Annotated in this window: 17 protein-coding genes and 1 pseudogene; 12 read left to right on the top strand and 6 right to left on the bottom strand. The window is 68.5% G+C overall.

The window, feature by feature from the left end; translation table 11 throughout:
* Positions 1 to 39 precede the first annotated feature (39 nt).
* The 4 genes and pseudogenes from NM203_RS29105 (at position 40) to NM203_RS29090 (ending at position 3544) form a co-directional block, all read left to right on the top strand.
* A complete protein-coding gene (locus tag NM203_RS29105; protein ID WP_255064194.1) occupies positions 40 to 909 on the top strand; it encodes a TIGR03619 family F420-dependent LLM class oxidoreductase in 870 nt (289 codons plus the stop codon).
* A gap of 37 nt (positions 910 to 946) precedes the next feature.
* Positions 947 to 1849: an allantoinase PuuE gene (gene puuE, locus NM203_RS29100; RefSeq protein WP_408633434.1), complete on the top strand. Its 903-nt coding sequence runs from the start codon at positions 947 to 949 to the stop codon at positions 1847 to 1849.
* A gap of 40 nt (positions 1850 to 1889) precedes the next feature.
* Positions 1890 to 2661, top strand: a pseudogene (locus NM203_RS29095) (Rv3717 family N-acetylmuramoyl-L-alanine amidase); the annotation flags it as partial.
* A complete protein-coding gene (locus NM203_RS29090) occupies positions 2621 to 3544 on the top strand; it encodes a hypothetical protein (RefSeq protein WP_255064192.1) in 924 nt (307 codons plus the stop codon). The pseudogene NM203_RS29095 and the gene NM203_RS29090, both read left to right, overlap by 41 nt.
* Here NM203_RS29090 and NM203_RS29085 read toward each other — a convergent pair.
* The 3 genes from NM203_RS29085 to NM203_RS29075 all read right to left on the bottom strand — a co-directional run bounded on the left by NM203_RS29085 (position 3535) and on the right by NM203_RS29075 (position 6768).
* Positions 3535 to 5271, bottom strand: a complete 1737-nt coding sequence (locus NM203_RS29085; RefSeq protein ID WP_255064190.1) for a cytochrome c biogenesis protein DipZ — start codon at positions 5269 to 5271, stop codon at positions 3535 to 3537. The two genes, NM203_RS29090 and NM203_RS29085, sit on opposite strands and share 10 nt — an antisense overlap.
* Before the next feature lie 91 nt (positions 5272 to 5362).
* Positions 5363 to 5959 (bottom strand): fasciclin domain-containing protein, encoded by a 597-nt coding sequence (locus NM203_RS29080; RefSeq protein WP_255064189.1) that lies wholly within the window; start codon positions 5957 to 5959, stop codon positions 5363 to 5365.
* A gap of 113 nt (positions 5960 to 6072) precedes the next feature.
* Positions 6073 to 6768 (bottom strand): fasciclin domain-containing protein, encoded by a 696-nt coding sequence (locus NM203_RS29075; RefSeq protein ID WP_255064187.1) that lies wholly within the window; start codon positions 6766 to 6768, stop codon positions 6073 to 6075.
* A 151-nt stretch (positions 6769 to 6919) separates the two neighbouring features.
* Here NM203_RS29075 and dxr point away from each other — a divergent pair, with 151 nt between their 5' ends.
* The 6 genes from dxr to NM203_RS29045 all read left to right on the top strand — a co-directional run bounded on the left by dxr (position 6920) and on the right by NM203_RS29045 (position 13962).
* Positions 6920 to 8095, top strand: coding sequence for a 1-deoxy-D-xylulose-5-phosphate reductoisomerase (dxr, locus tag NM203_RS29070; RefSeq protein ID WP_255064186.1), 1176 nt, complete (start codon positions 6920 to 6922; stop codon positions 8093 to 8095).
* Positions 8092 to 9315 (top strand): M50 family metallopeptidase, encoded by a 1224-nt coding sequence (locus NM203_RS29065; RefSeq protein WP_255064178.1) that lies wholly within the window; start codon positions 8092 to 8094, stop codon positions 9313 to 9315. Before dxr ends, NM203_RS29065 begins: the two co-directional genes overlap by 4 nt.
* A 24-nt stretch (positions 9316 to 9339) precedes the next feature.
* Positions 9340 to 10497 carry a flavodoxin-dependent (E)-4-hydroxy-3-methylbut-2-enyl-diphosphate synthase gene (ispG, locus tag NM203_RS29060; RefSeq protein WP_255064177.1) on the top strand — a complete coding sequence of 386 codons (1158 nt, stop codon included), beginning with the start codon at positions 9340 to 9342 and terminating at the stop codon, positions 10495 to 10497.
* A 70-nt stretch (positions 10498 to 10567) separates the two neighbouring features.
* Positions 10568 to 11422, top strand: a complete 855-nt coding sequence (locus NM203_RS29055; protein ID WP_255064174.1) for a GNAT family N-acetyltransferase — start codon at positions 10568 to 10570, stop codon at positions 11420 to 11422.
* 81 nt (positions 11423 to 11503) lie between these two features.
* Positions 11504 to 13327 (top strand): penicillin-binding transpeptidase domain-containing protein, encoded by a 1824-nt coding sequence (locus NM203_RS29050; RefSeq protein ID WP_255064172.1) that lies wholly within the window; start codon positions 11504 to 11506, stop codon positions 13325 to 13327.
* 26 nt (positions 13328 to 13353) lie between these two features.
* Complete coding sequence (locus tag NM203_RS29045; RefSeq protein ID WP_255064171.1) at positions 13354 to 13962, top strand: DUF1707 SHOCT-like domain-containing protein; 609 nt, start codon at positions 13354 to 13356, stop codon at positions 13960 to 13962.
* A gap of 4 nt (positions 13963 to 13966) precedes the next feature.
* On the opposite strand, the gene NM203_RS29040 is transcribed toward NM203_RS29045, so the two are convergent.
* From NM203_RS29040 to NM203_RS29030, 3 genes are read right to left on the bottom strand one after another with little or no spacing between them, the layout of a single operon-like run.
* Entirely contained in the window at positions 13967 to 14350 is a 384-nt protein-coding gene (locus NM203_RS29040) for a PaaI family thioesterase (RefSeq protein WP_255064170.1), read from the bottom strand.
* A 42-nt stretch (positions 14351 to 14392) separates the two neighbouring features.
* A complete protein-coding gene (locus NM203_RS29035) occupies positions 14393 to 15571 on the bottom strand; it encodes a sulfotransferase family protein (protein WP_255064314.1) in 1179 nt (392 codons plus the stop codon).
* Positions 15559 to 16581 carry a DUF1214 domain-containing protein gene (locus NM203_RS29030; RefSeq protein WP_255064313.1) on the bottom strand — a complete coding sequence of 341 codons (1023 nt, stop codon included), beginning with the start codon at positions 16579 to 16581 and terminating at the stop codon, positions 15559 to 15561. The genes NM203_RS29035 and NM203_RS29030 overlap by 13 nt, the downstream gene beginning before the upstream one ends.
* Before the next feature lie 94 nt (positions 16582 to 16675).
* On the opposite strand from NM203_RS29030, the gene NM203_RS29025 reads away from it, so the two are divergent.
* The gene (locus tag NM203_RS29025; RefSeq protein WP_255064169.1) at positions 16676 to 17254 is read left to right on the top strand and encodes a TetR family transcriptional regulator; all 579 of its coding nucleotides are present in this window, start codon (positions 16676 to 16678) and stop codon (positions 17252 to 17254) included.
* Between the two features lie 17 nt (positions 17255 to 17271).
* On the top strand, positions 17272 to 18132 hold the full coding sequence (gene map, locus NM203_RS29020; RefSeq protein ID WP_255064168.1) for a type I methionyl aminopeptidase: 861 nt from the start codon (positions 17272 to 17274) through the stop codon (positions 18130 to 18132).

The following is an 18132-nucleotide window of genomic DNA, read 5'->3' as shown; positions in this document are numbered from 1 at the left end:
CGCCGATGGGGAAACGCTCGGGTGTAGCAGGGTGGGGCGATGCAGTTCTGGTCGGGAACGCCGTTCCTCAACACCACCGCGGGCCTCGAGTTGGTGCCGATGCTCGACGACGCCGGTTACGACGGGGTGATCACCGCCGACCACCTCATCTACCCGAAGGTGCTGAACTCGCCGTACCCCGACGGGTCGGTGACACCGCCGTGGCCGCCCGAGACCGAGTGGCCCGACTCCTGGGTGATGATCGGTGCGATGGCCGCCGTCACCACGCGGGTGCGCTTCACCAACGCGGTGTACGTCGCGCCGTCGCGGCCGCTGCTTGAGGTGGCCAAGCAGGTGGCCACGGCCGCGGTGGTGTCGCGGGGGCGGGTGTCCCTGACGGTCGGCGCGGGCTGGATGCGCGAGGAGTTCGACCTGCTGGGGCAGTCGTTCGCCACCCGCGGCAAGCGGCTCAACGAGATGATCCCGGCACTGCGCGCCCTGTGGCGGGGCGGGTGGGTGTCATGGGAGGGCGAGCACTACCGGGTTCCCGAGGTGATGATCGAACCGCACCCGCCCAGCCCGGTTCCGATCATGTGCGGCGGCGAGTCCGATGCCGCCCTGCGGCGCGCGGCGAGGCTGTGCGACGGCTGGGTCGGCGCGGCCTACAGCTGGGACGTGGCGGTGTCGTACGTCGAGAGGCTGACGGCACTGCGTCGGGAGTACGGCCGCGCCGACGAGCCGTTCGAGATCCTGCTGGCGCTGCTCGAGGTGCCCACCGTCGACCTGTTCAGGCGCGCCGAGGACGTCGGCATCACCGCCGTGATGTGCGCACCCTGGATGGGTGCGGACGGGGTCGATCCGAACGACGTACGGACCTTCCGCGGGCCCGTCGAGCGCTTCGCCGACGACATCATCGCGAAATGCCGCTGACCGGCGCGCCCGCCCGTCAGCTGTCACAATCCAACGCGTGGAGTACCCGCGCGACCTGATCGGCTACGGCCCCGATCCGCCACACCCGCACTGGCCGGACGAGGCGAACATCGCGCTGCAGTTCGTGCTCAACTACGAGGAGGGTGGCGAGCGCAGCGTCCTGCACGGTGATGCCGAGTCGGAGACGTTCCTGTCCGATGTCGTGGGCGCACAGGCGTTTCCGAACCGGCACCTCAGCGTCGAGTCGCTGTACGAGTACGGCTCGCGTGCCGGACTCTGGCGGGTGCTGCGGCTGTTCGACCGCCATCAGCTGCCGCTGACGGTGTTCGGTGTCGCCGAGGCGCTCGCACGCAACCCCGAAGCGGTGACGGCCTTCCTGGCCCGCGGCGACGAGATCGCCTGTCACGGGTTGCGCTGGCTCAGCTATCAGCTGGTCGACCCGGATATCGAACGCGAGCACATGGCCCGCGCGGTCCTCCTCCTGACCGAGCTGACCGGCGAAGCGCCGCTCGGCTGGTACACCGGCAGGGACTCGCCGCAGACCAGGGGACTGCTCGTCGAGCACGGCGGGTTCCTCTACGACTCCGACTCCTACGCCGACGATCTGCCGTACTGGACGAGGGTCGACGGGGTGGACCACCTGGTGGTGCCCTACACGCTGGACACCAATGACATGAAGTACGTGTCCGCGAGCGGATTCCCCAGCGGCGACGAGTTCTTCGCCTACCTTCGCGACGCGTTCGACGTGCTGTATTCGGAAGGCGCGGCTGGAACTCCCAAGATGCTGTCGATCGGCCTGCACTGCAGGCTGGTCGGCCGCCCCGCGCGGATCGCGGCGCTCGAGCGCTTCCTCGACCACGTGGCGCAGCACGACCGGGTATGGGTCGCCCGTCGGGTGGACATCGCCAGGCACTGGGTGGAGCACTTCCCCCCGCCATGAGATGCACGGCGCGCACCCGCTGCTTTGTTAGCCTTTCGCGATGCGACTACTGCAGGCCGCGACCGCTGCGCTGGTGATGTCAGCCGGGCTGGTAGCCGGTCCCGCGCCGCACGCCGACGCCGACATCACGGGTCAGACCGTGGTGCTGGACGCCGGGCACGGTGCGTCCTCGGAGTCGCCGCTGACGACGCAGGTGCCCAACGGTCGGGGTGGGACCAAGGACTGCCAGACCACGGGGACGTCGACGAACGCCGGGTTCCCCGAGCACACCTTCAACTGGGACGTGGTGGAGAAGATCCGCGACGGGCTGACGGCCCGCGGAGCCGACGTCGTGCTGACCCGAGGCGACGACTCGGGTCCCGCGCCGTGCGTGGACACGCGAGCCGCGCTGGCCAACGCCGCACAGCCCGCGGCCATCGTCAGCATCCACGGCGACGGCGGCCCGCCGTCCGGCCGCGGCTTCCACGTGAACTACTCGGCGCCGCCGGTGTTCCCCTCGCAGGGTGACCCGTCGATGCGGCTGGCGACGACGATGCGCGACGCCCTGGCGGGTGCCGGTCTGGTCGAGTCCACCTACATCGGGTCAGCCGGCTTGTACGGGCGCAGCGACCTCGCGGGCCTCAACCTCGCCGAATACCCGGCCGTGCTGGTCGAATTGGGCAACATGCGCAATGCCGACGACGCCGCCGCGATGAGCAGCGACCAGGGTCAGGCCGCCTACGCGGCCGCGGTCGTGAACGGCATCGCCGCCTATCTGGGCGGCTGACCCCGATGAACCGGCACCCCAACCGGCAGCCCTCACCGTGGGTGCGGTGGGGGATCGCCGGCGCATGCGTCGCGCTAGCCGTCGTCGCGGTCGGCGTACTGGCGGGCGTGCATCTCGGGGAATCGTCGGAGCCTCCCGCCGCCAATCCTCCGTCGACGACTCAGGCGCCGCCTCTACCCGCCTCGACTGAGCCGCCGCCACCCGCACCGTCGAACGGGCTGCAGGAGTCCTTCGCCCGGTTCCAGCGGGATGAGTTCGGTGGTGAGATCGCCGGGCTCGTCGTGATGGGGATCGGACAGCAGCCCGTCACGGTCGCGCCGTGGACCGGCGAAACGACGGCCTGGTCGACGATCAAGGTGCCGCTGTCGATCGCCGCGCTTCGCGAGGGCCTTCAAGTCGATGACGACGTCAGGGCCGCCCTCACGGTCTCGGATAATGCTGCGGCAGAACGGATCTGGGCCGCTCTCGGTGATGGGGAGACGGCTGCGGGCAAGGTGCAGGCGGTGCTCGACGACCCAGCGACCACGGTGCAGGCGGCTCGGATCAGGCCGCCGTACACTCCGTTCGGGCAGACGAAGTGGCAACTCGAGAATCAGGTGCGCTTCCTGTCCACTATCGCCTGCGCCACCGATGAGGCCGCGACCCGGGTGCTGACCCTCATGGGTGAGGTGGCGGCGGACACTTGGGGCCTCGGTGGGATCCGCGGCACGAAGTTCAAGGGCGGCTGGGGACCCGGCGAGCAGAGTGACTATCTGGTCCGGCAGTTCGGCGTTCTGACCGACGATGCGGATGCGCCGACGACCGTTGTCGCCCTCATCGTCGAACCGGGTTCGTTCGATGAGGGCACGGCGGAGTTGACCACGATCGCACAGTGGCTCACCCAGAACGAAGCGCTTCTGCCGAGGGGCACCTGCCCCGCTCAGCCGTAGGTGAACGAGAACGCCTGCAGGCCCTTGTCCAACGACACCTCGATGGTGCCCGCGCCATCCTGATCGTCGGTGACGATCTGACGCATGTTGGGTGGGCCGCTGACAGGGATTTCGCTGGTGGTGCCGTCACGGGTGACGCGCACCGTGCCGGTGCCGCCGACGACGAGATACACGTTGCGGGCGTTGTAGTTCAGCTTGACGGCGGCGCCGTCGGCCTGCGCGGTGATGCCCTGGTAGTCGAGTGCCCACGGCCCGCGCAGCGCGAACGTGTCGTCGGCCAGTTGAGCCGGGAAGTCGTAAACGCGGGTGCCCTCGTCGTAGACGCCCGTGCCACCGTAGTTGACCTCCTTGCCGACGCTGAAGTACGTCTCCGGCGTGGTCTTCGTGGTGGGAGTGGTGTCGCCGCGCTCGGTCGCGGGAGGAAGATCGCCGTCGTCACCGTCCGAAAGCAACTGCCGGATCAGGTTTTCGGTGTCCGCGTAGCCGCCCTCGCCGAACTTGATGTGCCGCACGACGCCCTGCTTGTCGATCAGATACTTGGCGGGCCAGTAGCGGTTGCGGTAGTTGGTCCACGTCGAGAAGCCGTTGTCCATGGCGATCGGATAGGTGATGTCGAGGTCCTTCGCGCCGCTGACGACGTTGGCCTCCTCCTTCTCGAAGGCGTACTCCGGCGTGTGCACGCCGATGATCTCGAAGCCCTTGTCCCGATAAGCCTCGTACCAGTCGTTCAAGTGGGGTGTCGCGCGCTGGCAGTTGATGCAGGAGTACGCCCAGAAGTCGACGAGCACGACCTTGCCGCGCAACGACTTCAGATCGATCGGCGCACCGTCGGGAGTGTTGAGCCACTTGGTGATGCCCTTGATATCCGGTGCGACACCGCAGCTCTCGAGCTCGGGTGCCCCGTTGGTGCAATTCGACAGCTCTGCGTTCTGGTCGTTGACCAGGCCGCCGAGGTTGAGCTTCTCGCGGAGTTGCTCCTCGCCGCCGACCTTCTCCTGCAAGCCGCTCGTGTAATCCGGGATGGCGCGTTGCAGGACTGCGGGCAGGTTGAACACCAGCGCGACGGCCAGCAGGATCGTGACCACACCGGCGACCACGCGAATCTGGCGCTGCCTGCGCCGGAACGCGGCGACTCGTTCGGCCACCCGCTGGCCGGCCAGCGCGAAGATCAGCAGGGGGAGTGCCGCTCCCACCGCGAACGACAGCGTCAGCGCGATGATCTCGGGTCCGATCGTGCCAGTCGCCCCGGCGACGACGATCGCCGCGAGCACCGGCCCGGCACACGGAACGTACAGCACACCGAGTGCCAAACCGAGACCGAAACCGTTTCGGCCGGAACCGAACTGCTTCTGCGGCAGCCGGGAGAACGGCTTCTCGAGCAGAGCCTCGAACTTCGGGAAGATCAATCCGAGCCCGATCGCCACCAGCGCGACCAGCGCCACCCAGCGGATGGTGTCCTGAGGCAGGCGAAGCAGGGACAGCAGCGCCGATCCCGCGAGCGTGACGACGCTGAAGCTCGTCACCAGTCCCGCGATCACCAGGTACGGCCGCAGAGTCTCGGATAGTACGCGCTTAGGGCGGGCCTGCGTCAGCACCGCACCGGATCCCGAATCGCTAGCGGCGCCCTGCGTACCGGAGAAGAAGATCACCGGCAGCACCGGGAGGATGCACGGCGAGATGCCGGTGATCAGGCCTCCGATGAAGCCGATCGCGATCAGTGTGTTCATATGAGTTATTCGCAGCTGCAACGCTTTTGGATGTGGACCAAAACGAAGTCAGCCCGGCCGGTTGGCCGGGCTGACTCGAACTGGCGTCGAATCACATCGGGGGCATCAGCACCGTGTCGATGAGGTAGACGGTGGCGTTGGCGGTCTGCACGCCACCGCAAGCCACGGTCGCGTCGTTCACCTTGAGATCGCCGGGCAGACCCATGCCCATGCTGGTGTTGGTGACGGTCACGTCGGCACCCTCCATGGTCTTGTGGGTGCCCACGACCTGCGCGGGTGAGGCCTGACCCTCGACAACGTGGTAGGTGAGGATCTTGGTCAGCAGAGCGGAGTCGGTCTTCAGCGTCTCGATCGTGGCCGGATCGATCTTCGCGAAGGCCTCATCGGTCGGTGCGAACACGGTGAGAGCCGGTGCGCTGTTGAGCGTGTCGACGAGGTTCACGTTCGGATTCAGCTTGCCGGACAGCGCCGACGTGAGCGTGGTGAGCATCGGGTTGTTGGACGCCGCCACGGCGACCGGGTCCTGAGCCATGCCCATCACCGATCCGGGGCCGACCGGGTTCTGCGCTGCGTACGCGGCGCAACCGGGGCCGACGAGTTCGGCGTTCGCGACACCCGCCGAGGCCAACAGCAAGCCCGACGTGGCGGCGGCGATGGTCAGACACTTCGTGGTCTTCGAGATGTTCATGCGTTCAGTCCTATTCGTGAGGTGTTCGGTTTCAAGAGACACGGACGGCGCCCCGCCGCGGGCACGGGGAGTTCGCGGCGAGGCGCCGACCGTGGGTTCCGGTGTCGCGCAGATCAGCCCGCGGCGGGCGGCATCAGCACGGTGTCGATCATGTAGACGGTCGCGTTCGCGGTCTTCACGCCGCCGCACACCAGGCCGGCGTCGTTGACCTTGATGCCCTCGCCTTCACCGGTCACCGTGACGTTGCCGCCCTGCAGGGTCTTGTGGTCGCCCACGACCTGCGCGGGGCTCGCCTGGCCCTCGACGACGTGGTAGGTGAGGATGCTGCTCAGCAGGTCCGAGTCGGTCTTGAGCGTCTCGAGGGTCTCCGGGGGGAGCTTGGCGAACGCGTCATTGGTCGGAGCGAACACCGTGAGGGCCGGGTTCGAGTTCAGGGTCTCGACCAGGTTGACGTTCGGGTTCAGCTTGCCCGACAGCGCCGACACCAGCGTCGACAGCTCCGGGTTGCCCGAGGCGGCGGTGGCCACCGGCTCGGTGGACATGCCGACGATGGAACCGGGTCCGGAGGGGTTCGCCTCGCCGTAGGCCGCGCACCCGGTGCCCACCAGGTCGGCGGCGGGGTCGGCGGCGCCCGTCATCGCGGGGGCCGAGGTGGTGCTGCTCGCAACGCTCGACGAGATGCTGCTGGCACTGCTGGAGACGCTGCTCGCGGTGTCGCTGGCGGTATCGCTCGAACACGCGGATACGCCGAGAATGGCGACGGCGGTCAAACCCACTGCCGCGAAGCTCTTACGGTGCGCTGCGTTCATGTTGTCTCACTCCAATGTGTTGCGGGACGACACCGGCCGCCGTCCTCGATCTGCATTCGAGCTAGTACCCATGACGGATGGCACTCACAGCCTTCCGTCAGATTCGTGTCACATTTTCGTTTCGGGACCGCGGTCGCGGCACAATGGGCCGGTGAGCGACAACCGTCTCCGGGTTCTGATCCTGGGCAGCACCGGGTCGATCGGTACCCAGGCGCTCGAGGTCATCGCGGCCAACCCCGACCGCTTCGAGGTCGTGGGGCTCGCCGCGGGCGGTGGGAACCCCGATCTGCTGGCCCGGCAGCGCGCGCAGACGGGCGTGGCGAACGTCGCGGTGGCGGACGCCGACGCCGCCGCACGGCTGGGCGACGTGCCGTACGCGGGCCCGGACGCCGTCACGACGCTGGTCCAGGAGACCGAGGCCGACGTCGTGCTCAACGCGCTGGTCGGCGCCCTCGGTCTGCGGCCGACGCTGGCGGCACTGGACTCCGGCGCGCGGCTCGCGCTGGCCAACAAGGAATCGCTCGTCGCGGGTGGCCCGCTGGTGCTCAAGGCCGCCGCACCGGGCCAGATCGTGCCCGTCGACTCCGAGCACTCAGCGATGGCGCAGTGCCTGCGCAGCGGGACGGCTGACGAGGTGGCCAAGATCGTGCTGACCGCGTCGGGCGGCCCGTTCCGCGGCTGGGCCGCCGAGGCGCTCGAGGACGTCACCCCCGAGCAGGCCGGCGCGCACCCCACCTGGTCCATGGGCCCGATGAACACGCTGAATTCGGCGTCCCTGGTGAACAAGGGTCTGGAGCTCATCGAAACCCACCTGCTGTTCGGCGTCGATTACGACCGCATCGAGGTCGTCGTGCACCCGCAGTCGATCGTGCACTCGATGGTGACGTTCACCGACGGGTCGACCATCGCGCAGGCCAGCCCCCCGGACATGAAGCTGCCGATCGCGCTGGCGCTGGGGTGGCCCGCCCGCGTGCCCGCCGCCGCGCTGGCGTGCGACTTCACCACGGCGTCCACCTGGGATTTCGAACCCCTCGACGACGACGTCTTCCCCGCCGTCGCGCTCGCCCGCGAGGCGGGCACCCGCGGCGGTTGCCTGACCGCCGTCTACAACGCGGCGAACGAGGAGGCCGCCGAGGCCTTCCTCGCCGGTCGCATCCGGTTCCCGTCGATCGTGCGCACCGTGGCCGACGTGCTGCACGCCGCAGATCAGTGGTCCGCGGAACCGGCTACCGTGGACGAGGTACTCGACGCGCAGGACTGGGCCCGCGCGAGAGCACAGGAGCTGCTCGCCGCGGCGTCAGCACAGGAGGTTGTTCGCACCCGATGATGTACGTAGTGGGCATCGTGGTCACGGCCCTCGCCATTCTGGTGTCGGTGGCGTGGCACGAGTGCGGCCACATGTGGGCGGCTCGGGCGACCGGGATGAAGGTGCGGCGCTACTTCGTGGGCTTCGGGCCCACGCTGTGGTCGACGAAGAAGCCGAACGAGCGCGGGTACACCGAGTACGGCGTGAAGGCCATCCCGCTCGGTGGCTTCTGCGATATCGCCGGGATGACGCCGCACGACGAGATCGCGCCCGAGGACGAGAAGTACGCGATGTACCGGCAGAAGCCGTGGAAGCGCATCGCCGTGCTGTTCGCCGGGCCTGCGATGAACTTCGTTCTCGGCCTGGTGATCATCTACGGGATCGCCAACGTGTGGGGCCTGCCGAACCTGCACCCGTCCACGACGCCGGTGGTCAGCAAGACCAGCTGTGTGGCCCCCGAGACCGCGCCCGGCACGTACGCGGACTGCACTGATCCTGGGCCGGCTGCGGTGGCCGGGATGAAGCCGGGCGACGTCATCGTCAAGATCGGTGATCGCGACGTGAACAGCCCCGACGACGTGGTGGCCGCGACGCGCGCGTCGAGCGGCCTGGTGCCCGTGGTGGTGGAGCGGGACGGACAGCGCCTGACACTCGACGTCAACGTCCAGCAGACGCAGCGTTACACCTCGAAGGACGCGGCCGAGCCCACCTCGGTCGGCGCCATGGGTATCAGCGCGGGCACCGATCCGACGCCACCCGCGCAGTACAACCCGCTGTCCGCGGTGCCCGCCACGTTCGCGTTCACCGGCGACCTCGCCGTGGAACTGGGCAAGGCGCTGGTCAAGATTCCGACCAAGATCGGCGCGCTCGCCTCGTCGATCACCGGCGGCGAGCGCGACCCGGAGACGCCCATCAGCGTCGTGGGCGCCAGCCGACTCGGCGGTGAAGCGGTCGAGAACGATCTGTGGGTCATCTTCTGGTTCCTTCTCGCGCAGTTGAACTTCGTTCTCGGTGCGATCAACCTCGTGCCGCTGCTGCCGTTCGACGGCGGCCACATCGCGGTGGCGACCTACGAGAAACTCCGCAACATGCTCCGCAAGGCGCGCGGGCTGCTGCCCGCGGGTCCGGTGGACTATCTGAAGTTGATGCCCGCCACCTACGTCGTGCTCGCGGTGGTGGGCGCCTACATGCTGTTGACCGTCACCGCGGACCTGGTCAACCCCATCAGCCTGTTCCAGTAGTCGGCCTTCTTAAGGAGATCGCGCATGACCACCATCGGGTTGGGCATCCCGGCCCCACCGCCGCCCGTCCTCGCGCCCCGCCGCAAGACCAGGCAGCTCATGGTCGGCACCGTAGGCGTCGGCAGCGACCATCCGATCGCGGTCCAGTCGATGTGCACCACGAAGACACACGACATCAACGCGACGCTGCAGCAGATCGCGGAACTGACCGCGTCGGGCTGCGACATCGTCCGCGTCGCGTGTCCTCGGCAGGAGGACGCCGACGCGCTGCCCGCCATCGCGGCGAAGGCGAACATTCCGGTGATCGCCGACATCCACTTCCAGCCGAAGTACATCTTCGCGGCGATCGACGCCGGCTGTGCGGCGGTGCGGGTGAACCCCGGCAACATCAAGGAGTTCGACGGCCGGGTCGGAGAGGTCGCGAAAGCCGCTGCCGCCGCGGGCATTCCGATCCGCATCGGCGTCAACGCCGGCTCGCTCGACAAGCGGATGATGGAGAAGTACGGCAAGGCCACCCCGGAGGCGCTCGTCGAGTCGGCGTTGTGGGAGGCGTCGCTGTTCGAGGAACACGGCTTCGGCGACATCAAGATCAGCGTCAAGCACAACGACCCGGTCATCATGGTGGAGGCCTACGAACAGCTCGCCGCGCAATGCGACTACCCGCTGCACCTCGGAGTCACCGAGGCCGGGCCCGCCTTCCAGGGCACCATCAAGTCAGCCGTCGCCTTCGGCGCCCTGCTGTCCCGTGGGATCGGCGACACCATCCGGGTGTCGCTGTCGGCGCCGCCGGTCGAGGAGATCAAGGTCGGCAACCAGATTCTCGAGTCGCTCAACCTGCGGCCGCGCGGGCTGGAGATCGTGTCCTGCCCGTCGTGCGGTCGCGCGCAGGTCGACGTCTACAAACTGGCCAACGAGGTCACGGCGGGGCTGGAGGGCATGAACGTGCCGCTGCGGGTCGCGGTCATGGGCTGTGTGGTGAACGGTCCCGGCGAGGCGCGTGAGGCCGACCTCGGTGTCGCGTCCGGAAACGGCAAGGGGCAGATCTTCGTTCGCGGTGAGGTTATCAAGACCGTTCCCGAGCAGCAGATCGTCGAGACCCTCATCGAGGAGGCGCTGCGAATCGCCGAGGAGATGAACCCGGAGGGAAGTGCGGGCGGTTCGCCGGTGGTGACCGTAAGCTGATCGTGATCCTGTGAGCGGAGTCACCGCTCCTGTGGTCGTTAGCGCACCCGATTGTGAGAGGGGGGTCCGGATGTCGGCTCCTCCGTTGTTTCGTCTCGCGGATGAACGACGCGTCACCGTGGTGCGAGACGCCGCCATGGTGCGCCGCGTGCTCGACGACGATCCCGTCGGGTCGTGCATGGTCGCCTCGCGGGTGGCCGATCACGGTGTCGACCCCACGGCGATCGGCGGTGAACTCTGGACGCGCACCCGCCCGAGCCGGTCGCTGTGTTACGCGGGTGCCAATCTGATCCCACTGCGCGGTGAGCTCAACGACCTGAACGCGTTCGCGGACAAGGCGATGAGCGGCGCACGCCGGTGCTCGTCCCTCGTCGGACGGGCCGAGCTGGTGCTGCCCATGTGGCGGCGGCTGGAGGGTGCGTGGGGTCCCGCTCGCGACGTGCGCGAGGTGCAGCCGCTGATGGCGTTGAACGCCGCGCCCCGCTGCGCGAGCGACCCCCTGGTGCGACCGGTGCGCATGGAGGAACTCGACGCGTACCTCGTCGCCGCCATCGACATGTTCATCGGCGAGGTCGGCATCGATCCGAGGCTGGGCGACGGTGGCCGCGGCTACCGCAGGCGCGTCGCCGGCCTGATCGCCGCCGGCCGCGCGTGGGCGCGCTTCGACCGCGGCCAGGTGGTGTTCAAGGCCGAGGTCGGTTCGCAATCACCCGCGGTCGGTCAGATCCAGGGCGTGTGGGTCCATCCCGACTGGCGCGGCCGCGGTCTCGGGGCCGCGGGCACGGCGACGCTGTCGGCGGCGATCGTGCGTGGCGGGCGCACCGCGAGCCTGTACGTCAACAGCTACAACACCGTCGCCCGAGCCACCTACGCGCGGATCGGGTTCGAAGAAGTCGGCACCTTCGCGACGGTCCTGCTCGACTGACGAGAAATTTCGGCTCGATCACGAACTGATGTCGGTGCGCCTACGGGACGTTGGGCGTTCGCACTCTTAACATCAGCCCCAATGGCAACTAACGCACCATTCGTCACACGCGTCACAGGCATGCTGACCATCGCCACGGTCATCGGGTCGGCCGGACTCCTGAGCGCCTGCACTCCGAAGCCGCTCGGCCCGGAGCCCACCGCCGAGCAGTTCTTCGCCGCGCTCGCGAAGGGCGACACGGCAGCGGCCGCCGAACTCAGCGACAAGCCCGCCGATGCACGGGCGGCGCTCAACGAGGCGTGGGCCGGCCTGCAGGCGGAATCCCTCGACGCGCAGGTCCTGAGTTCCAAGTACGCCGAGGACACCGGGACGGTCACCTACCGCTACACGTGGCACCTGCCTAAGAACCGCATCTGGACCTACGACGGGCAGCTGAACATGCTGCGCGAGGAGGGCAGCTGGGAAGTCCGTTGGAGCACAACGGATCTGCATCCCAACCTGGGGGAGAACCAGACGTTCGCGTTACGCGCCGATCCGCCGCGACGCGCGTCGGTCAACGAGCGCGGCGGCACGGACGTGCTGGTGCCGGGCTACCGCTACGGCTACGCGCTGGACGCCAAGGCGGCCGCGGGTGAGTTGATGCCGACGGCGCAGGCGATCGTCGACGCGCTGCGGCCGTTCGACAACACGCTCGACGCGCAGCGACTCGCCGAACAGGCCAGCTCCTCGGCCACCCCCTTGACCCTCATCACGCTGCGCCAGGCCGACCACGACACGGTGAAAGCCGCACTGGCGCAACGACCGGGGGTCGTGATCACGCCGCAGGAGGACATGCTCGCCACCGACGACCGGTTCGCACCCGCGATCGTCAACGAGGTCAAGAAGTCCGTGGCGGACGAACTCGACGGTCAAGCCGGCTGGCGGGTGGTCACCGTCAATCAGAACGGCGGCGACGTCGACGTCCTCAACGAGGTGCCCGGCGCGCCCGCCCCGTCGATCACGATCAGCCTCGACAGGGCGGTCCAGAACGCCGCGCAGGACGCGGTGAACATGGTCGGCAAGAAGGCGATGATCGTGGCGATCAAGCCGTCCACCGGTGAGATCCTCGCCGTCGCACAGAATCCGGCCGCCGACGCCGACGGCCCCGTCGCCACGACGGGCCTGTACCCACCCGGCTCGACGTTCAAGATCGTCACCGCCGGTGCCGCGGTCGACCGCGACATGGCCACACCCAACACGCTGCTCGGCTGCCCCGGCACCGCCGACATCGGCCACCGCACGGTGCCCAACTACGGCGGCTTCGACCTCGGCACCGTGCCGATGTCGCGGGCGTTCGCGAGTTCGTGCAACACCACGTTCGCCGAACTCGCCAGCAAGATGCCGCCGCGCGGACTGACCACGGCCGCAGCGCAGTACGGACTCGGGGTCGACTACGAGGTCGACGGCATCACCACGCTGACGGGTTCGGTGCCCCCCACCGTCGACCTCGCCGAGCGCACGGAGGACGGATTCGGCCAGGGCAAGGTGCTGGCGAGTCCGTTCGGCATGGCCATGGTCGCGGCGACGGTGGCCGCAGGCAGGACCCCGGTGCCGCAGTTGATCGAGGGCAAGCCCACGAAGCTGAACGGCGACGCGCTGCCGATCTCGCCGAAGATGGTCGACGCGCTGCGCCCCATGATGCAGCTGGTCGTGACCAACGGCACAGCGAAGGAACTCAACGGCAGCGGCGACGTCCGCGGCAAGACGGGCGAGGCCGAATACAACGGCGGATCGCACGCCTGGTTCGCCGGCTACCGCGGTGACCTGGCCTTCGCCGCGCTGATCGTCGGCGGCGGCAGTTCCGAGTACGCCGTGCGGATGTGCAAGGACATGCTGAACGGCCTGCCCCCCGACTACCTCGCGTGAGTAGCCTGTTCCGTGAAGGAGCAGCTATGACGAGCATCAACGACGGTCCCCGCGACGGCGTCACCGACGTGGCGGCCATCCTGCGCATCTCCGACGCCGACCGCAACGGCACGCTGCGCCGGCTGCACAACGCGGTCGCGCTCGGCCTCATCGACATCGACGAGTTCGAGGAGCGCTCGACGCTGGTGGCGACGGCACGGCTGCACTCCGACCTGGACGCCCTCGTCGGTGACCTGCCGGGCCCCGGCGCCATCGTGACCACCGCGACCGATCGCGTCGAACTCCGCGGGGTCATGGGCTCGCTGAAGCGGCAGGGGGAGTGGACCGTCCCGACCCGGCTGGCCCTGCACCGGCGGATGGGCTCGATCGACCTCGACCTGACGAAGGCGCGCTTCGCCGGCCCCATCGTGGTCATCGAACTCGACGTGAAGTTCGGTTCGGTGGAGATCCGGTTGCCCGACGGGGCGAGCGCCTCGATCGACGACGTCGAGGTCATCGTCGGCAGTGCGCGCGATCACCGCAAGGACGCGCCCGCCGAGGGCACGCCGCACGTGGTGCTCACCGGGCGCAGCGTGTGCGGCTCGATCGACATCCGCGGCCCGCGGCGTGGCCTGCTGCGCCGCGACCGCAGCTAGCTCCTCACCGCGGTTCCAGGACGGCGAACGTCAGGGTTGCCTTGGCGGCCAAACGATCCCGGCCCCGGTCGAACACGTCGACCTCCGTGACGATCAGGCGCCGGCCCGCCCGCACGATCGTCGCCTCCGCGCGTGCTGGGCCCTCGATGATCGGCGCGAGGAAGTGCACGTTCATGTCGGCCGTCGTCACGTTGTGACCGACGCCCGCGGCGGTGCCGGCGAGCCTGCCCGCCGCGATGTCGATGAGGGTGGCGACCAGGCCGCCCTGGATCGCGCCGCGGATGTTGACCAGGTCCGGCCGGTTGGCCATCTCGATCACCAGGCGCTCCGGGGTGTCCTCGACGTCGCGCATCCCCAACCGGTGCAGCAGGTGTTCCTCTTCGCTCACCGGCTGACGGTAACACCATTACCGCTGGTTGAGTGCTCCCGACTACTTCAGCGTCTCCGTCGGCACGCCGAACCGCTCCTGGTAGACCGCCACCTGCTCGCGTACCTCGTCGGCGTCGAGACCGGTGTCGGCCCACGTGTACCGGGCGCCGCCGCCGTCGCCGGGGTGGGCGGCGAGGAAGTCGCGCATCCGCTGCTCGGCCACGGGGGTGAGCTCGCGGCCGAGGGCGTCGTAGAGCCGTCGGATGGTCGCGAAGGGATCCCTGATGAAGTCGGCGAACAGGACGTCGATGAGCTGACCCGGTTTCAGCACCCCGGAGTCGCGAACCCTCATCGACCGCTCGAGTCCGACGACGTTCTCCTCGCGGCAGCCCTCCGCGCATTCGGCGACGTCGCCGTGCTCCGACGCCATCCTGCGCACGTGGTGGGTGAGCGACGCGATCGACGAGATGACGTTCAACGGGTCCCGGTGGGTCTGCACGATGACCGCGTCGGGATATTCGGCGACCAGGGTGTCGAGCTGCCAGAGGTGTGCGGGTGACTTCAGCAACCACTGCCCCGAGACCCCGGATTGCAGGTGCTGCAGGAAGATTCGATGATAGCGATAGTTGGGGCGGTGATCGGCGTCGTACAGCATCCATCGCGAGTACGACGGCAGCCGGTACTGCACCGGGAAGATCATGCTGCAGAACTGCGCGGCCCAGATGCGTACGCACTCCTGCGGGAGCAGCGCGCCCATCGGGTGATGCGCCATGATTCCCGGCACGATCAGTTCCGACATCTCGAGTTGAGCCTGGATCTCGGCGATGCGGGGATCGGTGGCGTACGTCTCGGGCTGCGGCACCGGCCACGGCGCGTCGACCTCCCACGTCAGAGGAGGCCGCAGGTCGGGATCCTGCGCCAGCAGGTCGAACAGGATCGTCGTACCCGTTCTGGGCTGCCCGACGATGAAGATCGGGCGCTCGATGGGGGCGGCCGCGATGGCGGGATTCTCCTTGCGCCACTGCGTGATCCGCAACCGATTGACCAGCGGGTTGACGATGTCCATGACCGCGATCTCCACACCGAGGTCCGACAGGTGCGCCTCGTTGACCAGACCGTCGGTCAGCACCTCCAGGCCGTCGCGCCAACCGTCGGGTGCGCCGAAGTCGTCACTGCCCGCGAGTTCGCAAGCCCGCCCGACGAGCGTGTCGACGTCGAAGCGCTCCTTCACCGTGCCGATCCCTTCCGTACGGATGTGACGACGTGGGGTGCCGCTGGATTGTCGAGCCAGCGCAGCACCACGAAGCCTCGGCGCCGGCCACCCGTGTCCAGCCAGTGGCCGTGGCCGAAGTCCTCGGCCCCGATGCCGATTCGGACGATGCCGTCGTCGTCCGGAGCGACCCCCTTATTCGTCACCGAGCTGTGCCGTCGGCGCGGCTCGATGCACTCGTGCCAGATGTTCTCCAGCGTGACGTTCCAGTACCGGGTGTCGGGCGGGGTGATCTCGAGAAGGAGGGTCTCGTCGTCGGACAGCCCGAACGTGCCGATCATGTACAGGTTGTCCGGAGTGGTGTCGGCGGATCCGAGGTCGGCGGCCTCCGCGGTGAGCAGCACGTTGGGCTGCTCCAGCAGTTCGGGTTTGATGGTGCGGTGCAGGGTGGTCAGCTTCATCAGCGTCCACGCCATCGCGGTGAACTGTTCGGCCACTTCGGAATCCGTCAAGAGCCGCGGGCCGGGCGCATCGAGCGTCTCGATCTCGAGTGTCGCGCCGAGCTCGGTCGCCGCGTCGCCGATGTACTCGCGCACGACGATCGACGTGCCGTCGCCGGGGATCTGCAGCCACTGCGCGCCATCGAGCTCGGCGGGTTCGTCGGCGGACACCACGACGGTGAAGGCGCCGTCCTGCAGCCGCAGATCGGTGTCGCTGAGGTAGGCGGCCATCCGGCGCGGCGTCATCCCCGTGCCCGCGAGCACCTGCAGACCCAGGTAGGCCGACGTGCCGCGGGTGCCGGTGATGCGGTAGCGGCGGTCGCCGCGGATCATCGCCAGCAGGTAGCGGCCGTCCGGGTTCGGCCCGCCGACCATGCGGGTGGGGGAGCACATGTCGAAGAACCACGGCAGGTCGGGATCGGCCTCGACCGACAACTCGGAGCACAGCGCGGTCACGCGTGACACCACGCGAAGTCCGTCGAGCACCTCGTTCTCGTCGCGGGCGTCGGCCAGCACGATCGCGCTGACGTCGCCGAGCATGTGCTGGACGAACTGCCAGGCCTCCCGTGTTCTCGGGGCACGTTCCTCAGTCACATGAGACAGAGTCTCAAACGAGACGTAGTCTCAAAGCGGAATGGCCGAACCTCTCAGCATCCGCAAGCGTCAGCTGACCCGTGACCGCATCGCCGCGGCCGCGGCGACTCTGGTCGCCGAAGACGGGTTGACGGCGACCACCATCGAGCGGATCGCCGCCGAGGCGCACGTCGGGCGGGCCACCTTCTTCCGCTACTTCGCCTCGAAAGAGGATGCCGTCGCCGACGGGATGACGCGGCGGTGGCTCGACGTCATCACCGCCCGGCTCGAGGCGCAGCCGACCGAGCTGTCCGCCCGCGACGCCGTCGTAGCGGCGTTCCGAAGCCTCGGTGACGGCTTCGACGCCATCAGCGCCCAAGTCCGGGACCTGGCCGTCATGACCCGGTCCTCGCCGGCGCTGTCCGCCTGGACACTGCAGATCTACGTCGGTTACGAGACGGCGATCGCCGAGCTGGTCTCCGCGCGGCTGGGCGGGCTCGAGCCCGACGACCCGAGGCCCCGGCTCATCGGCGCGATGGCGATGGCGTCGGTGCGGATCGCCCTCGACGACTGGCTACAGCACGGTGGCTCGCTGCCGGACCGGATTCAGGGCGCCATGGAAGCGCTCTCCGTCGACTGACGATTAGGCTGGCCCCCATGAGTGTTCGCACAGCTCTTCGCCCCGGCACGGTATCCGGGACCCTGCCGGTACCCGGATCGATCGAGCGGCCGGAGTACGCGTGGAAGTCGACGGTGCAGGAGGGCGACGAGCCGTGGGTGCAGACACCCGAGGTGATCGAGAAGATGCGCGTCGCGGGCCGCATCGCGGGCAACGCGCTCGCCGAGGCGGGTAAGGCCGTCGCTCCCGGCGTCACCACAGACGAGCTCGACCGCATCGCGCACGAGTACATGCTCGATCACGGTGCCTACCCGTCGACGCTGGGCTACAAGGGCTTCCCGAAGTCCTGCTGCACCTCGCTGAATGAGATCATCTGCCACGGCATCCCCGACTCGACGGTCATCGAGGACGGCGACATCGTCAACATCGACGTCACCGCCTATATCGACGGGGTGCACGGCGACACCAACGCGACGTTCCTGGCGGGCGACGTCGCCGAGGAACACCGTCTGCTGGTCGAGCGCACCCACGAGGCGACCATGCGCGCCATCAAGGCCGTCAAGCCGGGCCGCGCCCTCTCGGTGGTGGGTCGGGTCATCGAGTCCTACGCGAACCGCTTCGGCTACAACGTCGTTCGCGACTTCACCGGGCACGGCATCGGCACCACCTTCCACAACGGGCTGGTGGTGCTGCACTACGACCAGCCGGCCGTCGAGACCGTCCTGGAACCCGGAATGACGTTCACCATCGAGCCGATGATCAACATCGGCTCTCTGGACTACGAGATCTGGGACGACGGCTGGACGGTCGCGACGGTCGACAAGAAGTGGACCGCGCAGTTCGAGCACACCCTCGTGGTGACCGACGACGGCGCGGACATCCTGACGCTGCCCGCGTGA

The organism is Mycolicibacterium arenosum (genome assembly GCF_024320865.1).
GTDB lineage: Bacteria > Actinomycetota > Actinomycetes > Mycobacteriales > Mycobacteriaceae > Mycobacterium > Mycobacterium arenosum.
This window is presented reverse-complemented; position numbering and strand designations above follow the sequence as displayed.

What these genes read in the sequence shown, in the direction of transcription:
- NM203_RS29105 (WP_255064194.1), top strand. Translation starts at nt 40, where the DNA reads ATGCAGTTCTGGTCGGGAACGCCGTTCCTCAACACCACCGCGGGCCTC.
- NM203_RS29025 (WP_255064169.1), top strand. Translation starts at nt 16,676, where the DNA reads ATGGCCGAACCTCTCAGCATCCGCAAGCGTCAGCTGACCCGTGACCGC.
- ispG (WP_255064177.1), top strand. Translation starts at nt 9,340, where the DNA reads ATGACCACCATCGGGTTGGGCATCCCGGCCCCACCGCCGCCCGTCCTC.
- NM203_RS29080 (WP_255064189.1), bottom strand. Translation starts at nt 5,959, where the DNA reads ATGAACATCTCGAAGACCACGAAGTGTCTGACCATCGCCGCCGCCACG.
- NM203_RS29030 (WP_255064313.1), bottom strand. Translation starts at nt 16,581, where the DNA reads ATGCTCGGCGACGTCAGCGCGATCGTGCTGGCCGACGCCCGCGACGAG.
- NM203_RS29055 (WP_255064174.1), top strand. Translation starts at nt 10,568, where the DNA reads ATGTCGGCTCCTCCGTTGTTTCGTCTCGCGGATGAACGACGCGTCACC.
- NM203_RS29075 (WP_255064187.1), bottom strand. Translation starts at nt 6,768, where the DNA reads ATGAACGCAGCGCACCGTAAGAGCTTCGCGGCAGTGGGTTTGACCGCC.
- NM203_RS29085 (WP_255064190.1), bottom strand. Translation starts at nt 5,271, where the DNA reads ATGAACACACTGATCGCGATCGGCTTCATCGGAGGCCTGATCACCGGC.
- map (WP_255064168.1), top strand. Translation starts at nt 17,272, where the DNA reads ATGAGTGTTCGCACAGCTCTTCGCCCCGGCACGGTATCCGGGACCCTG.
- NM203_RS29065 (WP_255064178.1), top strand. Translation starts at nt 8,092, where the DNA reads ATGATGTACGTAGTGGGCATCGTGGTCACGGCCCTCGCCATTCTGGTG.
- NM203_RS29045 (WP_255064171.1), top strand. Translation starts at nt 13,354, where the DNA reads ATGACGAGCATCAACGACGGTCCCCGCGACGGCGTCACCGACGTGGCG.
- NM203_RS29090 (WP_255064192.1), top strand. Translation starts at nt 2,621, where the DNA reads ATGAACCGGCACCCCAACCGGCAGCCCTCACCGTGGGTGCGGTGGGGG.
- NM203_RS29050 (WP_255064172.1), top strand. Translation starts at nt 11,504, where the DNA reads ATGGCAACTAACGCACCATTCGTCACACGCGTCACAGGCATGCTGACC.